This is a genomic window from Telluribacter roseus (assembly GCF_017355915.2).
GTDB lineage: Bacteria > Bacteroidota > Bacteroidia > Cytophagales > Spirosomataceae > Telluribacter.
The window spans coordinates 349,820-372,093 of the sequence record NZ_JAFEUV020000005.1 but is presented as its reverse complement, the minus strand read 5'-3'; the positions used below and the strand labels follow the sequence as shown (position 1 = coordinate 372,093).

Genomic DNA, 22,274 nt, shown 5'->3' with positions numbered 1-22,274 from the left:
AACCCAATCGGGTCTGACAAAGTTCGTCAGACACCGGGTTCACTCGTATCCGCTCGTAATTAACTTCTATTTTTTAATTCTTGCCCTTCTATGAACAAACAAAACAGCTACCTGGGTCCCCTATTTATCATCGGGATCTTATTCTTTATTCTGGGTTTTGTGACCTGGGTCAATGGTACCCTTATTGCCTTTTTCCAAAAAGCCTTTAACCTTGATAACGCCAGCTCCTACCTGGTGACCTTTGCCTTTTTTATCTCGTATACCGTCATGGCCATTCCTTCTTCCTATGTACTCAAGAAGGTAGGCTTTAAGAATGGTATGTCGGTGGGACTGCTGGTAATGGCCGTAGGTACGATCATTTTTGCCCCCGCCGCCAAAATGGCCTCGTACCCCATGTTCCTGATAGGACTTTTCTCTATTGGTATTGGCCTTACTATCCTTCAGACCGCCATCAACCCGTATGTGACTATCCTCGGACCCCGTGAGAGTGCCGCTCAGCGTATCAGTATCATGGGATTGGCTAATAAAGGAGCCGGTATCATCAGCCAGGTTGTGATCGGAGGCTTACTCCTATCAGGAACTACCGCCGCAAGCCAGGAAGAAGAACTGGATAAAGTAGTTGGTCCTTACCTGATCCTTACCGCTGTACTGGTAGGTCTGGCCCTACTGATCAAACTTTCCAAAGGTCTTCCCGAAGTAGACGATGAAGAAGAAAGCCCCATCGAAGAAACTGGCGTAGCCAGCACCAGAAAAACGAGTGTGTTTCAGTTTCCTAATCTGGTACTGGGTGTTATCACGCTCTTCTGCTACGTAGGGGTTGAAGTAATAGCCGGTGATACCATTATTGCTTACGGTGTTTCACTGGGCTTTCCCGAAGAAGAGGCTCGTCTGTTCGGTACCTATACGCTATGGGCTATGATGGCTGGATATATCATTGGTATCATCCTGATTCCGAAGTACGTTTCACAGCAGGTATGGCTCCGTTTCTCCGCTATACTGGGTATTGTAGTAACTATCATAGCGGCAACCACCACCGGATTTATATCAGTACTTTGCATCGCTATACTTGGTTTGGCTCACGCTGTCATGTGGGGAGCCATCTGGCCTCTGGCTATTGAAGGCCTTGGCAAATTCGTGAAGACCGGTGCCGCTCTGCTGATCATGGGTATCTCAGGAGGAGCTATTCTTCCTATCGTATACGGGTATGTTGCGGATGCAATTGGCAGTACTCAGCAAGCTTACTGGGTAATGGTACCGCTGTACCTGTTTATTCTGTACTATGCGGTATCGGGTCATAAAAAGCACAGCTGGTAATGATGAAGATATCAACACCCGGCCGTATTTGTTTCTTTGGTGAACATCAGGACTATCTGGGTCTTCCGGTGATAGCGGCAGCTATCTCCCGGAGGATCCGGATTGAAGGCGAAAAACGCCAGGATGATCAGGTAATCCTCCATTTGCCGGATATTGGTCAGAAGGAGGAGTTCTCCCTGTCCCAGTCGGAGCAGTACGGCAAGTCGCGTGATTACTTTAAGAGTACCATCAATGTACTCAAGCGCAGAGGCCACCGCTTCACGAGTGGGTTTGAGTGTACCATCCGGGGGAATATCCCCATCAACTCCGGTACCTCCAGTTCTTCAGCCCTCATCGTAAGCTGGGCGCACTTCCTCGATCTAATGAGTGAGAACCCGGCCCACTACTCGCCCAAAGAACTGGGCGAAATAGCCAATGCCGCCGAAGTACTGGAGTTTGGTGAGCCGGGCGGTATGATGGACCACTACTCCACCGCCATTGGGCACGTTATCTATCTGGAGTCCAGACCGGCCATCCACGTAGAAGCGCTTACGCCCAGACTGGGTACCTTCGTACTGGGTGACTCGCTGGAGCCTAAAGATACACTGGGTATACTGGCCCGCTGCCGGTACGGGATGGAAGCGGTGATTGAGAAGGTACAGCAGTATGATTCGTCCTTCTCCATCTTCACTACCCCCGCCGAGCAAACGCGCGAGTACGGTCAGCTCCTGACCCCTGATGAGATGAGCCTGCTGATCGCTAATCTGGAAGACCGGGATATTCTGCTGGAAGGAAAAGAACTGCTTTCGCAGACTCAATCAGCAAATGGTAACGCGGATACCGATGTACGCTTTGGAGAACTGCTCTACAAGCACTACCTCAACCTCCGCGACCACAAGCGTACCTCTACGCCCAAAATAGACCGGATGATGGATGCCGCGCTGACAGCCGGTGCCCTGGGCGGAAAGATCAACGGCTCCGGAGGAGGTGGCTGTATGTTTGTATACGCCCCCGAAAAGGCCGAAGAAGTGGCCGAAGCCATTGAGAAAGCCGGTGGTAAAAGCTACATTATTACCGTTGACGAAGGCACTCGTTCAGAGGCCTAAATAAAGTTTCTGCGCCCGAACATTTAAATTGTACATCTGGTTTGTATAGTAAGGAAAACGAATAGCTTACCTTTGCGTTTTCAGATTCGATATTCTTACAAATACAAACCAGATGACTACGATAGCCGCCCTATCTGACGTAAATCCCAAACTGTATTGCCCCTCACTGACTGAGTACAAGCGCCGCCAGACCATCTCTGTTCCCATCGGTGATGTGTACCTGGGCTCCGACTACCCGATCAGGGTACAATCCATGACTACTGTGGATACCATGGACACCCAGGGCTCTATCGAGCAGGTAGTCCGGATGGTGGAAGCTGGTTGTGAGTATGTACGCATTACGGCCCCCAGCGTTAAGGAAGCTCAGAATCTGGAAAATATCAAGAAAGGTTTACGGCAGCAAGGTATTCAAGTACCACTAATTGCCGATATACACTTCACCCCCAATGCCGCCGAACTGGCCGCCCGTATTGTAGAAAAGGTACGGATCAACCCCGGCAACTACGCCGACCGCAAACGTTTTGAAGTAATAGACTACACCGATGCCTCCTACGCCGCCGAGCTGGAGCGCATCCGGGAGAAGTTCATTCCGCTGGTCAAGATTTGTAAGGAATACGGCACCGCCATGCGGATAGGTACCAACCACGGCTCCCTTTCGGATCGTATCCTGAGTCGTTACGGCGATACCCCGCTGGGTATGGTGGAGTCGGCGCTGGAGTTCCTGCGTATCTGCGAAGAAATGAACTACTACAACATCGTACTGTCGATGAAGTCCAGCAATACACAGGTGATGGTACAGGCGTACCGCCTGCTGGTACAGCGCCTGAATGAGGAAGGGTTGAAGCCCTACCCCCTGCACCTGGGTGTAACCGAGGCTGGCGAAGCCGAAGATGGCCGTATCAAATCGGCGGTAGGTATTGGTACACTGTTAGAAGATGGCTTGGGCGATACCGTACGGGTATCTCTTACCGAAGCCCCCGAAAACGAAGCACCCGTAGCACGCGACCTGATCCAGCGGTACACGGTGCGGGCTCCTCATGCTCCCATCGAACCGGTAGAACATATACCCATCGACCCATTCCAGTACTTCCGCCGGGAGACCCACGAAGTAATGAATATTGGCGGTATCAATGTACCCCGGGTCATAGCCGATTATTCGCAGCTCTCCATTGAGCAGCATGAGGACCTGCGTAGCATCGGCCACTTTTTCCTGCCCGTACCTGACAAGTGGCGTATGAACGACCAGGGTGCCGACTATATCTATACCGGCAGTACCCCGGCTCCCTTTATGCTACCTAATGGCCTGAAAGAAATCATTAACCACGCTCAGTGGCTACTGCACCCGGACAAGGTGAATACCTTCCCGCTGCTGACTACCGAGGAATATCAGAACACAAACGCCGATCAGCTAAGTGAAGTACTTAATTTCGTAGCAGGTGATATACATAGCTTCAATGAATCTTTCCTGAATCAGGTAAAAGACGCTGCTAATCTGGTATTAGTCCTGCGCTCAGAGAACAAGCACGCCATGCCCGAAATGCGGAGGCTGTTCTTCCGCTTGCTGGATCTTGGTATCAAACTACCGGTCATCATCCAGCGCACGTATGGTACTGATCTGGTTGACCGTCTGCCTCTTTACTCGGCTACGGATATAGGCGGACTACTCATTGATGGCCTGGGTGATGGAGTAGTTCTTACTCCTGCCTTTGCTGATGGTACAGACAGGGCCGAAAAGTTGCGGTCACTCTCTACTTTTAACAGCGTAGGCTTCGGCATCCTCCAGGCTGCCCGTACCAGGATGTCCAAGACGGAGTACATTTCGTGCCCGTCGTGCGGACGTACCCTGTTCGACCTGCAGGAGACTACCGCCATGATCCGCAAGCATACCGAACACCTCAAAGGCGTGAAGATTGGTATCATGGGCTGTATTGTGAACGGTCCCGGTGAAATGGCCGATGCCGATTATGGCTACGTAGGGATGGGTAAGGACAAAATTGCCCTGTACCGGGGTCAGCAGGTGGTGAAAAGATCAGTAACCGCCAGCAAAGCCGTTGACGAACTGATCGAGCTGATTCGGGAAGACGGAAGATGGATAGAACCAGAAGCTATTGAGGAACCTTTAGCCTCCTAAACATGTCTTACTTATAGCAGGTATTGCCTACTGCTAGTCTACACTGATATACTTTTTATAACTACTATATGAAGAGCTATTTTCAACTGGGAGATGTATTTAAATACTTCTTTCGCGTGTTCAGAAAACCAGATCCCAATGCCCCTACCTCCTTCAACCTGAAGATGATGCACGGTATTAACCGGATCTCGATTATCATGTTCCTTTTCTGTTTGATTGTCATGATCGCCAGAGCCATCATGCGATGAATATAGAAAGCCTCCGTGACCTTTGTATACAACTTCCGGGAGTGACCGAGGAATTTCCCTTCGGCGAGGAAACCCTTGTATACAAGGTCAGGGGGAAAATATTCCTGCTTACCTCATTAGATACCCCTGACTTCCGTTTTAATGTAAAATGCAGACCGGAGAAAGCGCTGGAACTGCGGGACCAATACGCGTGCGTACTACCAGGCTACCACATGAACAAAAAGCACTGGAATACCATAGTTGCAGACGGGTCCGTACCTGATAAACTACTTCGTGAATGGGTGCTGGATTCGTATCAGTTAGTCGTTGAATCTTTACCAAAAAAAGTGCAGACTGAATTGATAAAGTAGTTATATTAGCTATCAATCCGAAGGAATGATTTCTCTTAACTAAGAGCTGTTATGGAAATTTCATTGTTACTCCTGTTGTCGATTCCATACCTGGTCATCAAGTACTATATGCATGATCACGAGACGCCTGCCGAAAAAGAGTACAAGCGTTATCAGGAGGGGATTGGCCTTTTCCAGAAACAGCAATTTGAAGAAGCATTCCGGTATTTTGATCAGCAGGTCAAGCAAAATCCCAAATCAGCAGTAGCCTACGCATTCCGGGGCAAGTGCAACCTGCGCGACGAAAACTTCTACTCGGCCATCTATGACCTGACTCAGGCCCTAAGCTACAACAATACCCTGGCCGACTGCTACCTGGATAAAGGCAAAGCGCACCTGGCTCTGAACGAATACCAGGAAGCCTTCCGGGAATTCGATAAAGCAGTCTGGTTCTTTCATAATTCCAACGCCGATGCCATGCGGATGCGTGGGCTTAGCCGCCTGCGGATGCATCAGTACCACCAGTCGGCGCGTGACCTGCACCGGGCCGTTGAGATGGGTGACGAAGAAGCCCGCTACCTACTGACCCAGGCACCCTTTTACGGACAGTTCTACTTCCTACAAGAAGAAAAGGACCAGCTTCAGGGCTGATCCTTTCGTTACACTTTCCAATAGTATCTTAATTGCTTATATACTTCTGAGCAGGGCCTCAGCCTGGCTGCTGTCCACTTTGGCAGCTTTGGCAATGGCTACCGAACGCTGAGCGGTACGGGTGGCCTCGGCCTTCTTACCCGCTTTTTTGTACGCCACCGCCATCTGATAATGCAGGTCGGAGGCTTCTTTGCTATTGGCTCCTACTGTTTTCAGGCCGTTGTTGAACCAGTTCTGGGCAGAAGGTACGTAGCTGGCATTGGGGCTCTTCTCGTTGAAGTACCGGATCAGGTAGATATAGTCTGGGGCTTTCATAGGTACCTGCGTAGCGTGGGTATTCACTACGGCGACCGCCTCAGCGGCTTTCTTCTCACGGAGGTAGGCATTGAGCAGCGGCAACAGGACACGGTTACGGGCTACCTGAGCGCCTATACCGGCTTTAGTTAGGTACTCACGCATCTGGAGTACCTTACTGCTACTGTACTTATTACCCCGGCTGCTGAACAGCGAGTACATTATTATGTTCTCAGCCGTATTCTGTACCAGCTTCGGGTCGTACTTTCTAGAGTACTCCGGCAGGTGGTTGATAAAGTAGGTAGCCATCGGATTATCAACATCCATAACCAGGCGCTGCAGTACCAGAAAATTGGTTTCGTTCTGGTAGGCATTCTGTGGCTGTTGCTTCGCGTATGCATCCATCGCCCTGAGGTTCATGGCCGTATCCGATACGACCCGGCTGTACATACCCAGGTCGATCAGAAACTGGTTGGCCCGCTCCCCGGCCGCAAAGCGCTGCCTCATCGAGGAAGCCCGCTGACCGGGATTCAGCGCGATCTGCCCCTGCTGGAGGACGTTCTGAGCGCTGGGCTCAATTACTGCCAGGTGCTGCAGGTTCTGATTACCATCAAAGTACAGCAACAGAGGTAGCGAGGGAACGAAGATCTTCTTAGCCAGGATGAACTGCTGGAAATCAGGTGAGTTTACCTCAATCTTATAGTTGGCAAAGCTCTGGTTATAAAAATCTCCTACTTGCTTCTGGTTGAAGATAGGAATGAAACTCTGACACACATGGCAGGTACTGGAGTAGACCTCCACGAACACCAGTTTGTTCTGTACCCGGGCCTGATTAAATACATTTCGGAGGTTGTTCTCGGTGAATTGCACTCCCTGGGCCATAGCCAAAGTCAGAGTACCAATCACCAGAAACAAGCAGATAGAGACTTTTTTGAACATTGTAAAATGAGTTAGCTACGTAATTACTGAGCCGCTTTCATTTCCTCTTCCAGGCTCTTGCTCATGGTCTGGCACAGCGCCTCGATAGAGTCAGCCATTTTCTTATCGTTGGTAGCCGTAAGGAGCGTGTCGGCAATACCGCTCATGATTTCGATGTAGAAGCGCTTCATATCGAATACTTCCATATCCTTGGTCCACAGGTCTATTTTGAGGGTACCCTTATGGTAATGATCCCATACCGCAATGGCAATCGCACGGGTATCATTGATCCCTTCGTTGGGATTGTCGGTAGCTTCCCAGAATATCTTATCGGGGATATTTTGATTATCAAGTTCTACTGAGAAATGAATATCAGATTTTTTCATTGGTTGTATTAATAAAGTTTTGACAAAAGTACACACTACTGACCGGCCTGCCCAAAAACCCGCCGTAAAATATCATTGACCCGGGCAGCCGGATCGCGGCGTATCTTCTTTTCTTCTTCGGCAATCAGCACAAACAGTCCATCAATGGCCTTCTGGGTGGCATACTGCTTCAGGTCTGGGTTGACCTTCTGCACCATCGGCAGCCTGTTATACGTATTTACCAGATCAGCGTAGTAGCGGGTAGCTTCGTTAAGATTGAGGGTACTATCCACCACGGGGAAGAATGCATTATAGAGCTGATCGTTGGTGGTACGGCGCAGGTATGAGGTAGCCGACGTATCTGCCCCGCGCAGGATACCCACGGCATCCGTAATGGTCATGGATGTGATAGCACTTATAAAGATTGGCTTTGACTTTTTGGCGGCATCTTCGGCGGCCCGGTTGAGCGAGAGGATAAAGCGGTCTACCTCGTTGCCCAGGCCAATCTGCCGGAGCCGCTGCTCCACCCGCCGGGCATCCGGTGGGAACAGGATCTTGATATATTCATTCTTAAAGTAGCCGTCCGTTTTGGAGGCCTCAGCCGAACCATTGCTGATGCCGACCCGGAGGGCTTCCTTGAGGCCATTGGCAATTTCAGATTCTGACAAACCTCCCGTCGGTGTAGTGACCTTTTCCAGTACTTTACCCAACTTCGTTCTATTGATCTGAGCCTGGCTTGTGCAGCTCGAAATCAATAAAATACCTGCTACTAAAAGAATTTTGCTTTCCATCTGTGAATGAGTTTATCGTGTTGTTACTACCTGACAAACGTAATTGTTAACAATAAAAATTGCGTATTTTTGAAAAATTAAGCCAATTACACACAAAACTGTACCTGTATGCGTCCTACTATCAGGGCTGAAATCATGACCATCGGAGATGAAATTCTCTTTGGTCAGATCACCGATACCAACACCCAATGGATTGGCTCCGAACTTACATCGATCGGTATCCGCCCCATCCGAAAAACCTCCGTAGGCGACAATGCAGACCATATTCTGAGCGCGCTCCGCGAAGCCTCCCAGCGTGCCGACCTGGTACTGATTACCGGTGGCCTGGGTCCTACCAAAGATGATATTACCAAGCATACATTGTGCCGGTATTTTGATACCGAGCTGATCATTAACGAAGATGCGCTCGAGCTCATTACCGGATTCTTTGCCAAACGGGGCCGCGCCATGACCGAACTGAACCGGATGCAGGCGGCTCTTCCGGCCAACTGTACCTACCTCGAGAACCGCTGGGGTACGGCTCCCGGCATGTGGTTTGAAAAAGAAGGTACTCTATATATATCCATGCCAGGGGTACCCTACGAGATGAAAAACCTCATGGAGCACGTTGTCCTTCCCAGGCTGAAGGCTTACTTCAATCCGCCGGTCATCCTCCATAAGGTAATCCATACGGTAGGGATCGGTGAGTCATTTCTGGCGGAGCGGATAGAGTCGTGGGAAGACTCCCTCCCCCCGCACATCCGGCTGGCGTATCTGCCCCACCTGGGCCAGGTACGGCTGCGCCTTACCGCTACGGGTACCGACCGCTCCCAACTGGAAAAAGAACTAGCTCATGAAGTAGAGCGGGTACTACCTATCATCGGCCACCATGTATTTGGCTATGACAACGATGTACTCGAGCAGGTAGTGGGGCAACTCCTGGTATCCAGAGGAGCCACCCTGAGTACCGCCGAAAGCTGCAGCGGTGGCTACATCGCCCACCTCCTTACCAGCATCCCCGGTTCCTCCCGCTACTTTATGGGATCGGTCATTAGCTATGACAATGCCGTTAAAATTCGTACCTTGGGAGTAAAAGAAGAAACCATCCGCGAGAACGGAGCCGTCAGTGAGCAGACAGTCACTGAAATGGCTGAGCGGGTCAGGGAGCTACTGGGTACTACTTACGGCATAGCTACCAGCGGTATTGCCGGTCCGGACGGTGGTACCGACGAAAAACCAGTAGGCACCGTCTGGATCGCCTGCTCCACCCCCACACAGACCATCACCAAATTGCTGACGCTGGGAGGTAGCCGTGTCCAGAACATACAGCTCACTGCCATCCACGCGCTGAACTTACTACGCGAGCAGCTGGTAAAGACAGATGAGCAACCAGTCCTATTACATCAACAATAACAGTTCAAATTCGTAATAGAATGAAAATTATTGAAATGGTAATGCCCCAGATGGGCGAAAGTATCATGGAATGTACGGTACTGAACTGGCTCAAGCAGCCGGGCGAAACCGTAGAGGCCGATGATTCGATCCTGGAAGTAGCGACCGATAAAGTAGATACAGAGGTACCTGCCCCCCATACGGGTGTACTGGTAGAGTGGCTGGTAAAAGAAGGAGATGTAGTGCCCGTAGGCAGCCCGGTAGCCCGTATAGAAATACAGAATGGTAGTACCAAAACGCCACCCGCTCAGGTACCCAGCCCGGTAGCGGCGGTAGCCGAGGAGGTAGCTAATGAAGAGCAGGCAGCCCAGCAACTGGAAGCTAAAATGCAGGCGGCTTCTACCGGAGTCATTGATCCCGTTCCGGCGCAGCTCCCCGCCGAAGCCGCTGCCGGTGAGACCAACAATGGTTTCTATTCGCCCCTGGTACTTAGTATCGCGAAGGAGGAAGGAGTGAGTCTGGAAGAGTTGGCGGGCATCGCAGGTACCGGTGCCGAAAACCGCGTCACTAAGAACGATATCATCAACTTCATCAAGCAACGCTCCGCTACCAAACCAGCAGCGCCGGCTAAGCCTGCCGCCAAAACGGCTCCCGCTCCGCAGGCTAAATCGCTCAACGGACAGGATGACATCATAGAGATGAACCGGATGCGCAAGATGATTGCCTCCCGGATGGTGGAGTCTCTGCAGGTATCGGCGCACGTTACATCCTTCGTCGAGACGGATATGACCAACATCGTCCTCTGGCGTAATAACGTAAAGAATGACTTCAAAAAACAAAGCGGCGAGGCCATTACATTTACACCTGTCCTTATTGAGGCCGTAGTAAAGGCTATCAAGGACTTCCCCCTGATCAATGTATCGGTGGAGGGCGATACTATTATCGTGAAGAAGGATATCAATATCGGTATGGCGGTAGCCCTCCCCGATGGTAATCTTATCGTTCCGGTTATTCACCACGCCGATCAGTACAACCTGGTAGGACTGGCCAAGAAAGTAAATGATCTGGCGTATCGTGCCCGCGAGAACAAACTGACCGCCGATGACCTCACGGGTGGTACCTATACCGTATCCAACATTGGGTCGTTTGGTAATATCATGGGTACTCCTATCATAGTACAGCCCCAGGTGGCTATCATGGCTTTTGGTACTATTGAGAAGAAGCCAGCCGTTATAGAGACTCCGCAGGGAGACTTGCTCGGTATTCGGCACAAAATGTTTATTTCTCACTCGTACGACCACCGCGTGGTAGACGGAGCATTGGGAGGTCGGTTTGTAAAACGGGTATCTGATTATCTGGAACAGTTTGACCTGAACCGGCCCATACTCTGATGCTTCGACTGACCTTTGGAATGGATGACGTTCTGGCGGATACTCACCGAAAGCTGGTGAGTATCGTCATGGACGAATTTGATCCCTTACACGACGAAGAGGTATTTTATCAGAAGCCCTTTCGCGAACTGCTCCATCCCAAGCAGGTCGACCGACTGTACCGGATGGTCAGTCAGCCCGGATTTTTTGCCGATCTGCCGGTGAAAGCCGGTGCCGTAGAAACAGTCCAGAAGCTCATGCAGTACTACGAGGTATTCATAGCTACCCGGGCTATGGAATTCCCGAATTCATTCCATGAGAAGTATAACTGGCTGCGCCGTCATTTCAGCTTTATTCCGTGGACCAATCTGGTCTTCTGCGGGAACAAAAACATCCTGATCACGGATTATCTAATAGACGACCAGCCCACTACCTTATCTGCCTCCAGAAGCGAAGGTATCCTATTTTCGGCCCCTCATAATCTGAAGGCCAGAGGGTTTAAGCGGGTAAAGGACTGGGATGAAATAGCCGAACTGTTTTTACCGCAAAAATGAAATTACTACTCATAGAGGATGAACCCAAAACGCTGCAGTCCCTCAAGCAGGGGCTGGAAGAAAATGGGTTTGAAGTAGATATAGCCTACGACGGACTGATCGGTCTGCAGATCGCCAAGCGAAATGCGTATCAGCTCATCATCAGCGACATAATTATACCGGGCATCAATGGTATAGAGCTCTGCCGCGAACTCCGGAAACTGGGCAACCAGACTCCTATCCTGATGCTGACGGCACTGGGTACTACTGACGACAAGGTGACTGGCTTTGACGCTGGTGCCGATGACTACCTGGTAAAGCCCTTTGAGTTCAAAGAACTGATGGCACGGGTACGGGCACTTACCAAGCGGGCCGGTAATGTATCTCAGACCACCCAGACCCTTAGCTTCGCTGACCTGGAAGTTAATCTGGACGCTAAGACCGTACAGCGGTCCGGCATAAAAATAGACCTGACTGCCCGGGAGTTTAACCTGCTGGTGTACCTGATCCGTAACCAGGGACGGGTTGTATCCAAGGCCGAAATTGCCGAACAGGTATGGGAGATTGATTTTGACTCAGGTACTAACATTATAGAAGTGTACGTTAATTACCTTCGAAAAAAGATAGACCGTGACTTCCCGACCAAGCTTATCCATACGCAGTTTGGAATGGGATATGTACTTAAATTAGAATAGCCATGCAGATCCGCACCCGGCTGACTGTCCAGTTCTCCTTGTTGGTAAGTGCCATCATGCTGGTTGCCTTTCTGGCTATTTACTACTTTACCTATGTCAATACCATCGAGGACTTCTATGACCGCCTCCGGTCCAAGGCTGTATCTACGGCCGAGCTACTCCTGAAAGTACGGCAGGTAGATACGGACCTGCTCAAAGTCTTCGACAAGTCAAACCGGGACCTTATCTTCAACGAAAACATCCTGATCTTTGACGAGAAAAATCGATTGATCTATACCAATACGGACTCCCTCTCCATCCATGTGTCCAACTACTGGCTGGACGAAATTCGTAGAAGTGAACAAATCCGGTATACCGACGGCGACTATAAGGTGGTTGGTATATACTACAAGTACCCTTTCAATAGAGCCGTAGTAATGCTGGGCGCTCAGGATCTGTACGGGCAGGCTAACCTTAATAACCTGCGTACCATGCTGGCGGTCATATTTGTGTTTGTTACAGCCATTGTGGCATTTGCCGGCTGGCTGTTTTCCCAGCGTGCTCTGCTCCCCATATCACGCGTCATGAATGAGGTAGAGGGTATACTACCGCAGAAGCTAAGTACACGACTCGACGTACCTAACCAGCAGGATGAAATAGGTCGCCTGACTACTACCTTCAACAAGCTCCTTGATCGGATTGAAACCGCTTTCAGGATGCAGAAGACCTTTGTGGCCAATGTATCCCACGAGCTCAAGAACCCACTGACCAAGATTAGCTCCCAGCTGGAAGTAAGTCTGCTCAAAGAGCGCTCGGCTGATGAGTACAAGAATACCATTCATTCTGTACTGGAAGATATTCAGCAGCTTTCACAGCTCTCGAATACCCTGCTTGAACTGGCCAAGGTAAGTGAAGACCGTCGGGATATACTCACCGAAACGGTACGGGTGGATGAGCTCCTCTGGGATGCGCGTACCAGCATTGGCCATACGAACCGGCAGTACCGGATCCAGCTTAACCTCGGCGAACTTCCCGAAGACGATACCTGGCTGGAAGTTACGGGGAACCCTACCCTGCTCAAAACGGTCTTCCTGAACCTGATTGATAACGCCTGCAAGTTTTCGGACGACAACAATGTGTCTGTAAGCTTAGCAGCGACGGAGGAGGCGATTGAGGTCTCATTCTCGGACCACGGTAAGGGTATTCCCGAGCAGGACCAGAACCTCATATTCCAGCCTTTCTTCCGCGGGGACAATACGGCCAGCGTCAAGGGGTACGGTATAGGGCTCTCGCTGGTAGACCGCATCATGAAGCTGCACAATGGTACCATAAGTATGCAGCCTAACGAGCCGGTGGGTACCACCTTCATACTAACTTTTTTAAGACATTAAGGAAATTCTAAGCCCATTTTAACTCCATTTTAAGGAGTCGGGATTTAATTTGTATTGTCCGATAAAGGAAGTGGATGCTCATGTTAACGGTATCGGGCAAGTTTCCCATTTTGTATTTCATTTTTTGTGGTGTTAATAAGCAAACTTGGCAGGTATAGAGCATACCTGCCAAAGTTTTTATGTACCTACCCCAATAAAGCAGAAGGCCGGATCCACAGGATTCGGCCTTCGTTATTTAGTAGTAAGTGCTTACTATCTCTCTTTTTTCCGTACTTCGATGATCTTCAATTTATCCAACATCTTAATAACCGGATAAGTCGGGTCCACCTCATACCACTTCGATCCAAAGTTCAGTGAGTTGGGACGCTTGTGGTGGTTATTCTGGAACAACTCGCCCATCATCAGAAAATCTACGATCAGTGAGTTCTTTGACTGGTCGTTGTTGTCAAAGTTCTGGTAACCGTACTTGTGTCCGCTCCAGTTCACGATAGCACCGTGGATAGGTCCCATTAGGAAGTGAATAGGCAACAGGAAGAAGAACGCCCAGTGCATATCCAGATACAGATATGCCAGTACATAGAATGAGATATATACTATGCCCCAGCCGATACGTGATGCCCAGGAGTCGCCCAGCTTTTCGATCAGGTTCCACTCGGGGTAGTTACGCTCAAACTGCGACTCAATTGCTCTTTTACGATTAAGTACCGCATTATAGATATCCTTAGTCTCCCACATCATCGTGAATACGTTCTTGGTATGGTGGGGTGAATGGGGATCTTTGTCGGTATCGCTAAACGCGTGGTGCATCCGGTGCAGGATCGCATAGGCCCTGGGGCTCAGGTACGATGATCCCTGCGAAACGTATGTCAGCAAGTAAAAGAATCGCTCCCAAAACTTGCTCATCTTGAACATCTTATGGGCTGAGTAGCGATGAAGGAAAAAAGTTTGGCAAAATAGAGACAGATACCAATGTCCTACAAATGCGGCAATGACTGCGTACATGAATGAGTTGTTTTTGTAATCTTTCTTTTATCCTACAAATTTAACAGTAAAGCGTTATTAAACAACTTTAATCTTAAAAAGCTGTAGTAGCGTAGTCGAGCAGGTTGGCACCCATCCGAAGTGCTTGCAGACGAACCTCTTCCGGATTATTATAGACACTCTGGTCTTCCCAGCCATTGCCCAGATCACACTCATAGCTATAAAAGCACACAAGCCGTCCCTGATAGATTAATCCAAATCCCTGCGGTGAATTGCCTTCGTGCTCATGTACCTTAGGTAGTCCGTTCGGAAACTTAAATTTGAGATTGTAGATAGGATGGTTGTAAGGTAACTCTACAAACGACAGCTCCGGGAACACCTTCTTCATCTCGCGGCGGATAAATTTATCCAGGCCGTAGTTATCATCAATATGCAGAAAACCTCCCGCCATAAGGTAGTTGCGGAGGTTACGCGCTTCGGCATCCGTAAACACCACATTACCGTGTCCCGTCAGGTACACAAACGGGTAAGAGTACAAATCAGGACTACCTACCTCTACGATATCCTCCTCCGGGTAGATATTCATCTTGAGCTGAGTGTTGCAGAAGCGGATCAGGTTGGGTAGTGCCGTCTTGTTGGCATACCAGTCGCCACCGCCACCGTATTTGAGTTTGGCAATTTTATAAGAAGACTGTCCGTAGCTCACACTCACGAGCAACAGAAGCAGTAAACTGACACTAAGCCATTTAAATGTTTTTCTCATACTGCTATTACTACTATTATACTACAATTGTTCAATTAATAAATCAACTGAGCCAGGTGAGCAGAGTGACAAGCCATCACCGCGGCTGTTTCGGTTCGTAAGCGGGTCTCCCCCAGCGACACCGGCCTGAATCCCGCCGCCATAGCCTGCTCTATTTCCTCCTGGCTGAAGTCTCCTTCCGGACCTATCAGTACTACAATATCTCTTCCGGGATCAATTTGTTTTAACAAATGCGGCGGAATATCCGTATCCGTAACGTAAGCGATGAAGCGGTTAGTCTGCTGACAGGCAGAAAGGTACTTGCCAAAATCATTATATACCTGTATATCAGGCACCATTACCTGCTGCGACTGCTTCATCGCGGCTACGGCTATGCGTTCCAGCCTCTCCTGATTTACTACTCTTCTGACGCTCTCGTGGTGCGTATGCTCGGTCAGTACGAAGTGTATTTCATCCACACCCAGTTCCACCATTTTCTCCACCATCCACTCATTACGTTCGGCTTTACGGGTAGGTGCTATCACCATGCTTACCTTATAAGGCCGTGTCGATACCGGTAACGTTTCCAGAATAGTATACTGTACCAGCTTTTCCTTTACCTGGGTCAGGCTTGCTTTATATAGCTTTCCTTTGCCATCGGTTACCCATATAATATCGGCTGGCCCCAGGCGCAGAACCTTGGCACAATGACGGGCTTCCTCTCCTTCCAGCTGCCGCTGCCGGACATTGGGTTGATAAAATAGATGCATGCTACTCTACGCGGTACTTTAAGATCAATACATATTTGCTAATGCTGTAAATTACTATCAATAGCGGTGCTTTACCAAAGGAAACCCGGATTCTTCTATAGTATATATAGGAATAAGTTGAATCAGAGTCAACTTCTTCTGATTATCCTATCTAATTCTGGCCTATCCCATCAAAAGCAACGGGTACTTCACTTCTAAGTTATACCCTGCACAATACCTAAAATTTTCACTTTTGCACTTTTACACCATTTTTCGTGGTTTTTACTATTTTTCACCCAGGAGCATATGATATTTATACTACATTTTCAAAGAAGCTCACTTTTTATGAAACAAACCGACCAATCTAAAACTTGGCCTTTTTAATAGAAAAATCACATAAAAAACATTGAATATTACAACGTACACAACTTTCTGCAAGTATTTTTAATTTTTTCTTCAATAATATTTTATAAAACTAACTATATCCCCTATTTTTGTCATGTAGTTATTAAAAGTCATCTATCATCCCTTCTTTTTTAGTACCACTATGGCAAAAGCTAAACTTGAGTACATTTGGCTGGATGGATATAAGCCAACTCAGAGCCTTCGCAGCAAAACGAAGATTGAAAACAATTTCAGTGGTAAGCTGGAAGACTGCGAAAACTGGTCATTTGACGGTTCATCTACCGAGCAAGCTCCGGGTGGATCTTCTGACCTGATATTGAAGCCAGTATTCATCTGTACTGATCCACAGCGCAAGAATGGGTACCTAGTTATGTGTGAGGTTCTCAACTCAGACGGAACACCTCACGAGTCTAATGGTCGTGCTACGATCGAAGATGATGACAATGACTTCTGGTTTGGTTTCGAGCAGGAGTACTTCCTGTGGGATCCTGAGACCAACCGTCCGCTTGGCTTCCCTGCTAACGGCTACCCCGCTCCCCAGGGACCTTATTACTGCTCAGTAGGTGCAAAGAATGCCTTCGGTCGTGAGATCGTTGAAGAGCACCTGGATGCCTGTCTGGACGCTGGTCTGAATGTAGAAGGTATCAACGCTGAGGTAGCTGCTGGTCAGTGGGAATTCCAGATCTTCGCCAAAGGTGCCGCTGAGGCCGGTGACCAAATCTGGGTTGCTCGCTACCTGCTCGAAAGAATCGGTGAGAAATACGGTGTTGCTATCAACTGGCACTGTAAGCCACTGGGTGCTACTGACTGGAACGGTTCAGGTATGCACGCTAACTTCTCTAACACTACGTTGAGAACTGCCGGCAACAAAGAAACATACGATACTATCTGCCAGGCCTTCGCTCCTTATGTTGCTGAGCACATCGCAGTATACGGTGCTGATAACCACCTGCGCCTGACAGGTAAGCACGAAACTCAGTCAATTGATAAATTCAGCTACGGAGTATCTGATCGTGGTGCATCAATCCGCATCCCTATCGCTACCGTAGACAGAGGCTGGAAAGGCTGGTTGGAAGACCGTCGTCCAAACTCGGCTGCTGATCCTTACAAAGTAGCAGCTCGTATCATCAAGACTGTCAAAACAGCAAAAGTGTAATTTGGAATACTGATACAGAAAAGCCTCCGACACTTGTCGGAGGCTTTCTTTTTTTAAAGGCACTTCCGGGTAGAAGAGCCTGTTTACTATGTGATTACTCCTCGTCTTCGCTCGAAAAAGAATATACCGCGCTATCCAGCTGCAGACGACCGGCATTATACTGGGCTATGAAGTCATTGATTACTTTCTCGGAAATCTCCGATCGGTTCAATCCAACTTCAAGACCAATGCCGTACTCAAACTTTGTATCTACCTCTACGTGTTCGCTTACTTTTATCTCCTCGTTTTCTTCTATCTCCTCAATGTACTCTGTCAATAGTAGTTCAGCTTCCTCATCAACTTCAGGATCTACCTTATCATTGATAGTGCGTTCATCGGGTGATATATAGCCGGGTATCTGCTTCTGTACCCGCTGCAAGGCCAAATCGTATACGAGTGTAGAATGATGTAGTCGTAGTGTGTAGATCAGGGCGTCATAGATACACTCCTGCCCCTGGTATTGCCCTACAAACTGTATGTGAGCATGCTCATCATTTTCTTCATCATCTTCAAACTCATCTTCCACATACACGAAGTTCATCCCCTCAGCACGGCATTCGCGTTTTAGCTGGGCAATTTCTTCTGGATCGAATCCGGGATTCATAGTTTCACAATAGATAGTTAGTTATACAAGTTGAATTTAATTCTTTGCAAAAGTAATAGCAAAATCCACCGGTCCAAGTTGCCCCTGAGCAATGTCCCTTCCAATCAACATCCGGTGCGCATCTGGTAATGACTAGTACCATATAAAACACCAGGACTCTTCCGGAATACTTAATTATAAGAATATTCTTTTTGCCTGTGGGTATGCTATACAACAACAAAAAAGCCCGAGAGTTTTCGGGCTTTTTTGTCATCGTTAATTTATTTAATGAACAGCATTTCGCGGTATTTCACGAGTGGCCAGTCTTCATCGTCGATAAGTACTTCCAGCTTATCAACATGGTATCTGATCTCATCAAAATAACCTTTGATTTCTGAACCGTACAAGCGTGCTTTCTCTACGGTGTCCTCAATCGCATTGGCGCGTTTACGACTCTCAGTCATATCGTGTACCAGGCCTTTGATGACTTTCACACGGTCAGATATTTCTTTGATGATCTCTTTGATAGGCTCCGCCTCACCTGGCATATCGATTTCAGTCAGAGACCGAGCCGTTTGTGCCAGCTTGAACTGGTACTTCACTGCGGTAGATACTACGTGGTTAAGCGCCAGGTCGCCAATCACACGTGATTCGATCTGGATTTTCTTAACATAGTTTTCAAGCTCGATCTCGTAGCGGGCGTGCAGCTCACGGTGCGAGAGTACTTCCATCTGCTCAAACACGCTAATGGTTTTTTCGCTGATGTACTCTTTAAGTGCATCATACGTTGAACCTACATTCGAAAGACCACGACGTTCGGCTTCTTCCACCCACTCCTGTGAGTATCCGTTTCCTTCGAATAAAATACGCTTCGAATCCGTATAGTACTTCTTCAGAATACTTACAACGGCTATCTTCTTCTCTTCTCCTGAGTTCAGGCGCTCATCCAGTTCACGCTTGAACTCCATCAACTGACGGGCCACAATAGTATTGAGTACAATCATAGCCGAGGCACTGTTGGCGCTACTACCTACGGCACGATACTCAAACTTGTTACCAGTAAAGGCAAAAGGCGAAGTACGGTTACGGTCCGTATTGTCGCGGAGCAGGTTAGGCATACGGTTGATCCCTAACTTATAGTAAAAGTTCTCTCCTTTTTCGATAGTGAGCTCACCACGGCTTACCAGATCTTCCAGCATTTTGGTCAGCTCTGTACCCAGGAAGATAGATACAATAGCCGGAGGAGCTTCATTAGCTCCCAGACGGTGCTCGTTACCCGCCGAAGCAATAGAAGCACGCAGCAGGTCCGCATTGTCATGTACTGCCTTGATCACGTTGACCAGGAAGGTCAGGAAGCGAAGGTTCTCCTTAGGCTTGGTAGTAGGCGCCAAGAGGTTGATACCCGTGTCAGTTGACATGGACCAGTTGTTGTGCTTACCGCTACCGTTGATACCGGCAAATGGCTTCTCGTGGAAGAGTACCTTGAAGTTGTGCTTCTCGGCTATCTTCTGCATCAGGTCCATCAGCAGGGCATTGTGATCGATGGCCAGGTTCATCTCTTCAAAGGTAGGCGCACACTCATACTGGCCGGGTGCTACCTCATTGTGACGGGTACGAACCGGAATACCGAGTTTAAGGGCTTCAAATTCGAAGTCCACCATAAAGGCATTGATACGGGGCGAGATTGAGCCAAAGTAGTGATCTTCCAGCTGCTGACCACGGGCTGGACTGTGACCAAATACGGTACGGCCGGCCATCACCAGGTCAGGGCGGGCATAGTACAGGGCTTTATCAACCAGGAAGTACTCCTGCTCGGCTCCCAAAGTAGCAGTCACCTTTGTTACATCACGGTTGAAGTACTGGCATACGGCCGTAGCCGCTTTATCCAGCATATTGATGGCACGCAGCAAAGGAGCTTTGTAATCCAGTGCTTCGCCGGTATAAGAAATAAATACTGAAGGGATACAGAGCGTTTTTCCGCCGGCACCGTTGTCCATCAGGAAGGCGGGTGAACTGGGGTCCCAACCGGTATACCCACGTGCCTCGAAGGTAGCCCGCAAACCTCCGCTGGGGAACGATGAAGCATCCGGCTCCTGCTGTACCAGGGCGCTACCTTTAAATTTCTCAACGGCCTTGCCATTGCCTGATAGATCAAAGAAAGAATCGTGCTTCTCGGCAGTAGTACCGGTCAGAGGCTGAAACCAGTGGGTATAATGGGTGGCTCCCCGTGAAATAGCCCATGATTTCATGGCGGTTGCTACTTCCTCTGCTACTTCACGATCGATATGTGAACCGGACTTGATAGCATTTGAAATTTTGATATAAGCCTCAGGTGAAAGCAGCGCCCGCATGACATCCTCATTAAAGGTATTGACTGCGTAAAGTTCGGTTACTTTTTCGTTGGGCTGGTTGGTTGGCAATGGACTACGCCCGAGGGAGGTCTCAATGGCTTTGGCACGAAAAGTCATTTAATAGTCTTTTAAGGTTTAAAATTATCAATTTGCTAATTCCAGGTTCAAAAACATAGTCATTTTTAACTATGACTATGCAATTTTGGCAAAATCTAGTTCAAATACTACTAATATGCTCATGAATATTTTTTTCCAAATATAACAAAATACAGAATTGGGAGCGGAAGAGGAAGAACTTAGAAGTAGTACCCGACGTTGACATTCATAACTCCTGGTTCAGACACCTGATGCAGTGGGATATGTACAGATAGGGCAATGGCTGTTTGTTAGTTCTATTTTTTGTACTTTTGTGAGATATTAACGTAAAAATGAAGAAAGTAGCTTTCTATACCTTAGGCTGTAAACTCAACTACTCCGAGACCTCATCCATCTCCCGGATGTTTGAGCAGAAGGGATACCACAAAGTAGAGTTTAATGAACAGCCGGATATATTTATCATCAATACCTGCTCAGTTACGGACAATGCCGACAAGAAGTGCCGGAAGATAGTCCGTGAGGCTCAGCAGATCAACCCGGATGGCTATGTGGCCATCATAGGTTGTTACGCTCAGCTGAAACCAAAAGAAATATCCGAGATACCTGGCGTAGATGCAGTATTGGGCGCCGCCGAGAAATTCCGGCTCGTCGACCTATTGGATACGTTTGAGAAGGTACCCGCTGGACAGCCGGGACAGGTACTGGCTTCGCCCATCGAAGAGGCGATCGACTACCATACTTCCTACTCACTCAATGACCGTACCCGTACGTTCCTGAAAGTACAAGACGGCTGTGACTACCCCTGCTCCTACTGTACCATTCCCCTCGCCCGTGGCAAGAGCCGCTCCGACTCCGTTGAGAACGTCGTGAAGGCAGCCCGCGAAATAGCCCAGAAGGGGGTGAAGGAGATCGTACTGACGGGGGTGAACATTGGTGATTTTGGCATTCAGAACGGCCAGCGCAATGAATCATTTCTGGATCTGGTGAAGGCACTGGATGAAGTGGAAGGGATTGACCGGTTCCGGATTTCATCCATTGAGCCCAACCTGCTCACGGATGAGATCATCGCCTTTGTAGCCCAGTCGAAGCGATTCGTACCGCACTTCCATATCCCCCTCCAATCGGGCTCCAATAAGATGCTGGGACTCATGCGCCGCCGGTACCGCCGTGAGTTGTACGTGGATCGGGTCAATAAGATCAAGTCGCTGATGCCGCACTGCTGTATCGGCGTAGATGTCATAGTAGGTCATCCCGGCGAAACACACGCCGACTTCCTGGATACGTACCAGTTCCTGAATGAGCTGGACATTTCGTACCTGCACGTATTTACGTACTCTGAGCGTCCCAATACCACGGCGCTCACGATACGCCCGATCGTACCCAACCGGGAGCGGGCCGATCGTTCGAAGATGCTGCACATCCTGTCGGATAAGAAGAAGCGCAGCTTCTACGAACAACAGCTGGGAGGTACCTTTACCGTACTGTTCGAAGATGATGTACAGGGGGGGATGATGCAGGGCTTTACCGAGAATTACGTACGCGTAACCGCTAAGTACGACCCACTCCTGATCAACGAAACCAAGAAGGTCATCCTGACCAGTATCAACGAAAACAGCCTGGTAGAGGTGGAAGAAGCAGAAACCGAGATACTATCGCACAACTAACCGCTGCGCTTACAACATAAAAAAGAAGTTGCCCATCAAAGAC

The 22,274-nt window shown here is 48.9% G+C and carries 21 protein-coding genes; 13 read left to right on the top strand and 8 right to left on the bottom strand.

Going from position 1 to position 22,274, the window contains the following annotated elements; all coding sequences use genetic code 11:
- The first annotated feature begins 90 nt into the window (after positions 1-90).
- From JTN23_RS12575 to JTN23_RS12550, 6 genes are all read left to right on the top strand, one after another.
- Entirely contained in the window at positions 91-1,314 is a 1,224-nt protein-coding gene (locus tag JTN23_RS12575; RefSeq protein ID WP_247235183.1) for a sugar MFS transporter, read from the top strand.
- A 2-nt stretch (positions 1,315-1,316) separates the two neighbouring features.
- Positions 1,317-2,399 carry a mevalonate kinase family protein gene (locus JTN23_RS12570; RefSeq protein ID WP_247235207.1) on the top strand — a complete coding sequence of 361 codons (1,083 nt, stop codon included), beginning with the start codon at positions 1,317-1,319 and terminating at the stop codon, positions 2,397-2,399.
- A gap of 112 nt (positions 2,400-2,511) precedes the next feature.
- Positions 2,512-4,530, top strand: coding sequence for a (E)-4-hydroxy-3-methylbut-2-enyl-diphosphate synthase (gene ispG, locus JTN23_RS12565; protein ID WP_247235182.1), 2,019 nt, complete (start codon positions 2,512-2,514; stop codon positions 4,528-4,530).
- Between the two features lie 68 nt (positions 4,531-4,598).
- Positions 4,599-4,778 carry a DUF6728 family protein gene (locus JTN23_RS12560; protein WP_247235181.1) on the top strand — a complete coding sequence of 60 codons (180 nt, stop codon included), beginning with the start codon at positions 4,599-4,601 and terminating at the stop codon, positions 4,776-4,778.
- A complete protein-coding gene (locus tag JTN23_RS12555; protein ID WP_247235180.1) occupies positions 4,775-5,128 on the top strand; it encodes an MmcQ/YjbR family DNA-binding protein in 354 nt (117 codons plus the stop codon). The genes JTN23_RS12560 and JTN23_RS12555 overlap by 4 nt, the downstream gene beginning before the upstream one ends.
- Positions 5,129-5,179: 51 nt before the next feature.
- Positions 5,180-5,758 (top strand): tetratricopeptide repeat protein, encoded by a 579-nt coding sequence (locus JTN23_RS12550; protein WP_247235179.1) that lies wholly within the window; start codon positions 5,180-5,182, stop codon positions 5,756-5,758.
- 36 nt (positions 5,759-5,794) lie between these two features.
- Here JTN23_RS12550 and JTN23_RS12545 read toward each other — a convergent pair whose 3' ends face one another.
- From JTN23_RS12545 to JTN23_RS12535, 3 genes are read right to left on the bottom strand one after another with little or no spacing between them, the layout of a single operon-like run.
- Positions 5,795-6,991: a protein disulfide isomerase family protein gene (locus JTN23_RS12545; RefSeq protein ID WP_247235178.1), complete on the bottom strand. Its 1,197-nt coding sequence runs from the start codon at positions 6,989-6,991 to the stop codon at positions 5,795-5,797.
- 23 nt (positions 6,992-7,014) lie between these two features.
- A complete protein-coding gene (gldC, locus tag JTN23_RS12540; RefSeq protein ID WP_247235177.1) occupies positions 7,015-7,356 on the bottom strand; it encodes a gliding motility protein GldC in 342 nt (113 codons plus the stop codon).
- A gap of 35 nt (positions 7,357-7,391) precedes the next feature.
- Complete coding sequence (locus tag JTN23_RS12535; protein ID WP_247235176.1) at positions 7,392-8,126, bottom strand: DUF4197 domain-containing protein; 735 nt, start codon at positions 8,124-8,126, stop codon at positions 7,392-7,394.
- Positions 8,127-8,234: 108 nt separating this feature from the next.
- Here JTN23_RS12535 and JTN23_RS12530 point away from each other — a divergent pair, with 108 nt between their 5' ends.
- The 5 genes from JTN23_RS12530 to JTN23_RS12510 are packed head-to-tail and all read left to right on the top strand — an operon-like array spanning position 8,235 to position 13,465.
- The gene (locus tag JTN23_RS12530) at positions 8,235-9,518 is read left to right on the top strand and encodes a competence/damage-inducible protein A (protein ID WP_247235175.1); all 1,284 of its coding nucleotides are present in this window, start codon (positions 8,235-8,237) and stop codon (positions 9,516-9,518) included.
- A gap of 20 nt (positions 9,519-9,538) precedes the next feature.
- Positions 9,539-10,888 (top strand): dihydrolipoamide acetyltransferase family protein, encoded by a 1,350-nt coding sequence (locus JTN23_RS12525; protein ID WP_247235174.1) that lies wholly within the window; start codon positions 9,539-9,541, stop codon positions 10,886-10,888.
- Positions 10,888-11,421, top strand: a complete 534-nt coding sequence (locus JTN23_RS12520) for a 5' nucleotidase, NT5C type (RefSeq protein ID WP_247235173.1) — start codon at positions 10,888-10,890, stop codon at positions 11,419-11,421. Before JTN23_RS12525 ends, JTN23_RS12520 begins: the two co-directional genes overlap by 1 nt.
- Positions 11,418-12,095, top strand: coding sequence for a response regulator (locus tag JTN23_RS12515; RefSeq protein WP_247235172.1), 678 nt, complete (start codon positions 11,418-11,420; stop codon positions 12,093-12,095). Before JTN23_RS12520 ends, JTN23_RS12515 begins: the two co-directional genes overlap by 4 nt.
- Positions 12,096-12,097: 2 nt before the next feature.
- Positions 12,098-13,465: a sensor histidine kinase gene (locus tag JTN23_RS12510; protein ID WP_247235171.1), complete on the top strand. Its 1,368-nt coding sequence runs from the start codon at positions 12,098-12,100 to the stop codon at positions 13,463-13,465.
- Between the two features lie 252 nt (positions 13,466-13,717).
- On the opposite strand, the gene JTN23_RS12505 is transcribed toward JTN23_RS12510, so the two are convergent.
- The 3 genes from JTN23_RS12505 to JTN23_RS12495 all read right to left on the bottom strand — a co-directional run bounded on the left by JTN23_RS12505 (position 13,718) and on the right by JTN23_RS12495 (position 15,958).
- On the bottom strand, positions 13,718-14,467 hold the full coding sequence (locus tag JTN23_RS12505; RefSeq protein WP_247235170.1) for an acyl-CoA desaturase: 750 nt from the start codon (positions 14,465-14,467) through the stop codon (positions 13,718-13,720).
- Positions 14,468-14,540: 73 nt separating this feature from the next.
- Positions 14,541-15,209: a DUF4159 domain-containing protein gene (locus tag JTN23_RS12500; RefSeq protein ID WP_247235169.1), complete on the bottom strand. Its 669-nt coding sequence runs from the start codon at positions 15,207-15,209 to the stop codon at positions 14,541-14,543.
- Positions 15,210-15,244: 35 nt separating this feature from the next.
- Positions 15,245-15,958, bottom strand: coding sequence for an RsmE family RNA methyltransferase (locus JTN23_RS12495; protein ID WP_247235168.1), 714 nt, complete (start codon positions 15,956-15,958; stop codon positions 15,245-15,247).
- A 526-nt stretch (positions 15,959-16,484) separates the two neighbouring features.
- Here JTN23_RS12495 and JTN23_RS12490 point away from each other — a divergent pair.
- Positions 16,485-17,498 (top strand): glutamine synthetase beta-grasp domain-containing protein, encoded by a 1,014-nt coding sequence (locus tag JTN23_RS12490; RefSeq protein WP_247235167.1) that lies wholly within the window; start codon positions 16,485-16,487, stop codon positions 17,496-17,498.
- A 94-nt stretch (positions 17,499-17,592) separates the two neighbouring features.
- Here JTN23_RS12490 and JTN23_RS12485 read toward each other — a convergent pair whose 3' ends face one another.
- Both JTN23_RS12485 and JTN23_RS12480 read right to left on the bottom strand, forming a co-directional pair.
- Positions 17,593-18,141 (bottom strand): hypothetical protein, encoded by a 549-nt coding sequence (locus JTN23_RS12485; RefSeq protein ID WP_247235166.1) that lies wholly within the window; start codon positions 18,139-18,141, stop codon positions 17,593-17,595.
- Positions 18,142-18,401: 260 nt separating this feature from the next.
- The gene (locus JTN23_RS12480; RefSeq protein ID WP_247235165.1) at positions 18,402-20,588 is read right to left on the bottom strand and encodes a glutamine synthetase III family protein; all 2,187 of its coding nucleotides are present in this window, start codon (positions 20,586-20,588) and stop codon (positions 18,402-18,404) included.
- Between the two features lie 311 nt (positions 20,589-20,899).
- Here JTN23_RS12480 and mtaB point away from each other — a divergent pair, with 311 nt between their 5' ends.
- The gene (mtaB, locus tag JTN23_RS12475) at positions 20,900-22,231 is read left to right on the top strand and encodes a tRNA (N(6)-L-threonylcarbamoyladenosine(37)-C(2))-methylthiotransferase MtaB (protein ID WP_247235164.1); all 1,332 of its coding nucleotides are present in this window, start codon (positions 20,900-20,902) and stop codon (positions 22,229-22,231) included.
- The last annotated feature ends 43 nt before the right edge of the window (positions 22,232-22,274 follow it).

Coding starts and splice junctions, on each gene's coding strand:
- JTN23_RS12575 (WP_247235183.1), top strand. CDS start 91: ATGAACAAACAAAACAGCTACCTGGGTCCCCTATTTATCATCGGGATC.
- JTN23_RS12570 (WP_247235207.1), top strand. CDS start 1,317: ATGAAGATATCAACACCCGGCCGTATTTGTTTCTTTGGTGAACATCAG.
- ispG (WP_247235182.1), top strand. CDS start 2,512: ATGACTACGATAGCCGCCCTATCTGACGTAAATCCCAAACTGTATTGC.
- JTN23_RS12560 (WP_247235181.1), top strand. CDS start 4,599: ATGAAGAGCTATTTTCAACTGGGAGATGTATTTAAATACTTCTTTCGC.
- JTN23_RS12555 (WP_247235180.1), top strand. CDS start 4,775: ATGAATATAGAAAGCCTCCGTGACCTTTGTATACAACTTCCGGGAGTG.
- JTN23_RS12550 (WP_247235179.1), top strand. CDS start 5,180: ATGGAAATTTCATTGTTACTCCTGTTGTCGATTCCATACCTGGTCATC.
- JTN23_RS12545 (WP_247235178.1), bottom strand. CDS start 6,991: ATGTTCAAAAAAGTCTCTATCTGCTTGTTTCTGGTGATTGGTACTCTG.
- gldC (WP_247235177.1), bottom strand. CDS start 7,356: ATGAAAAAATCTGATATTCATTTCTCAGTAGAACTTGATAATCAAAAT.
- JTN23_RS12535 (WP_247235176.1), bottom strand. CDS start 8,126: ATGGAAAGCAAAATTCTTTTAGTAGCAGGTATTTTATTGATTTCGAGC.
- JTN23_RS12530 (WP_247235175.1), top strand. CDS start 8,235: ATGCGTCCTACTATCAGGGCTGAAATCATGACCATCGGAGATGAAATT.
- JTN23_RS12525 (WP_247235174.1), top strand. CDS start 9,539: ATGAAAATTATTGAAATGGTAATGCCCCAGATGGGCGAAAGTATCATG.
- JTN23_RS12520 (WP_247235173.1), top strand. CDS start 10,888: ATGCTTCGACTGACCTTTGGAATGGATGACGTTCTGGCGGATACTCAC.
- JTN23_RS12515 (WP_247235172.1), top strand. CDS start 11,418: ATGAAATTACTACTCATAGAGGATGAACCCAAAACGCTGCAGTCCCTC.
- JTN23_RS12510 (WP_247235171.1), top strand. CDS start 12,098: ATGCAGATCCGCACCCGGCTGACTGTCCAGTTCTCCTTGTTGGTAAGT.
- JTN23_RS12505 (WP_247235170.1), bottom strand. CDS start 14,467: ATGTACGCAGTCATTGCCGCATTTGTAGGACATTGGTATCTGTCTCTA.
- JTN23_RS12500 (WP_247235169.1), bottom strand. CDS start 15,209: ATGAGAAAAACATTTAAATGGCTTAGTGTCAGTTTACTGCTTCTGTTG.
- JTN23_RS12495 (WP_247235168.1), bottom strand. CDS start 15,958: ATGCATCTATTTTATCAACCCAATGTCCGGCAGCGGCAGCTGGAAGGA.
- JTN23_RS12490 (WP_247235167.1), top strand. CDS start 16,485: ATGGCAAAAGCTAAACTTGAGTACATTTGGCTGGATGGATATAAGCCA.
- JTN23_RS12485 (WP_247235166.1), bottom strand. CDS start 18,141: ATGAATCCCGGATTCGATCCAGAAGAAATTGCCCAGCTAAAACGCGAA.
- JTN23_RS12480 (WP_247235165.1), bottom strand. CDS start 20,588: ATGACTTTTCGTGCCAAAGCCATTGAGACCTCCCTCGGGCGTAGTCCA.
- mtaB (WP_247235164.1), top strand. CDS start 20,900: ATGAAGAAAGTAGCTTTCTATACCTTAGGCTGTAAACTCAACTACTCC.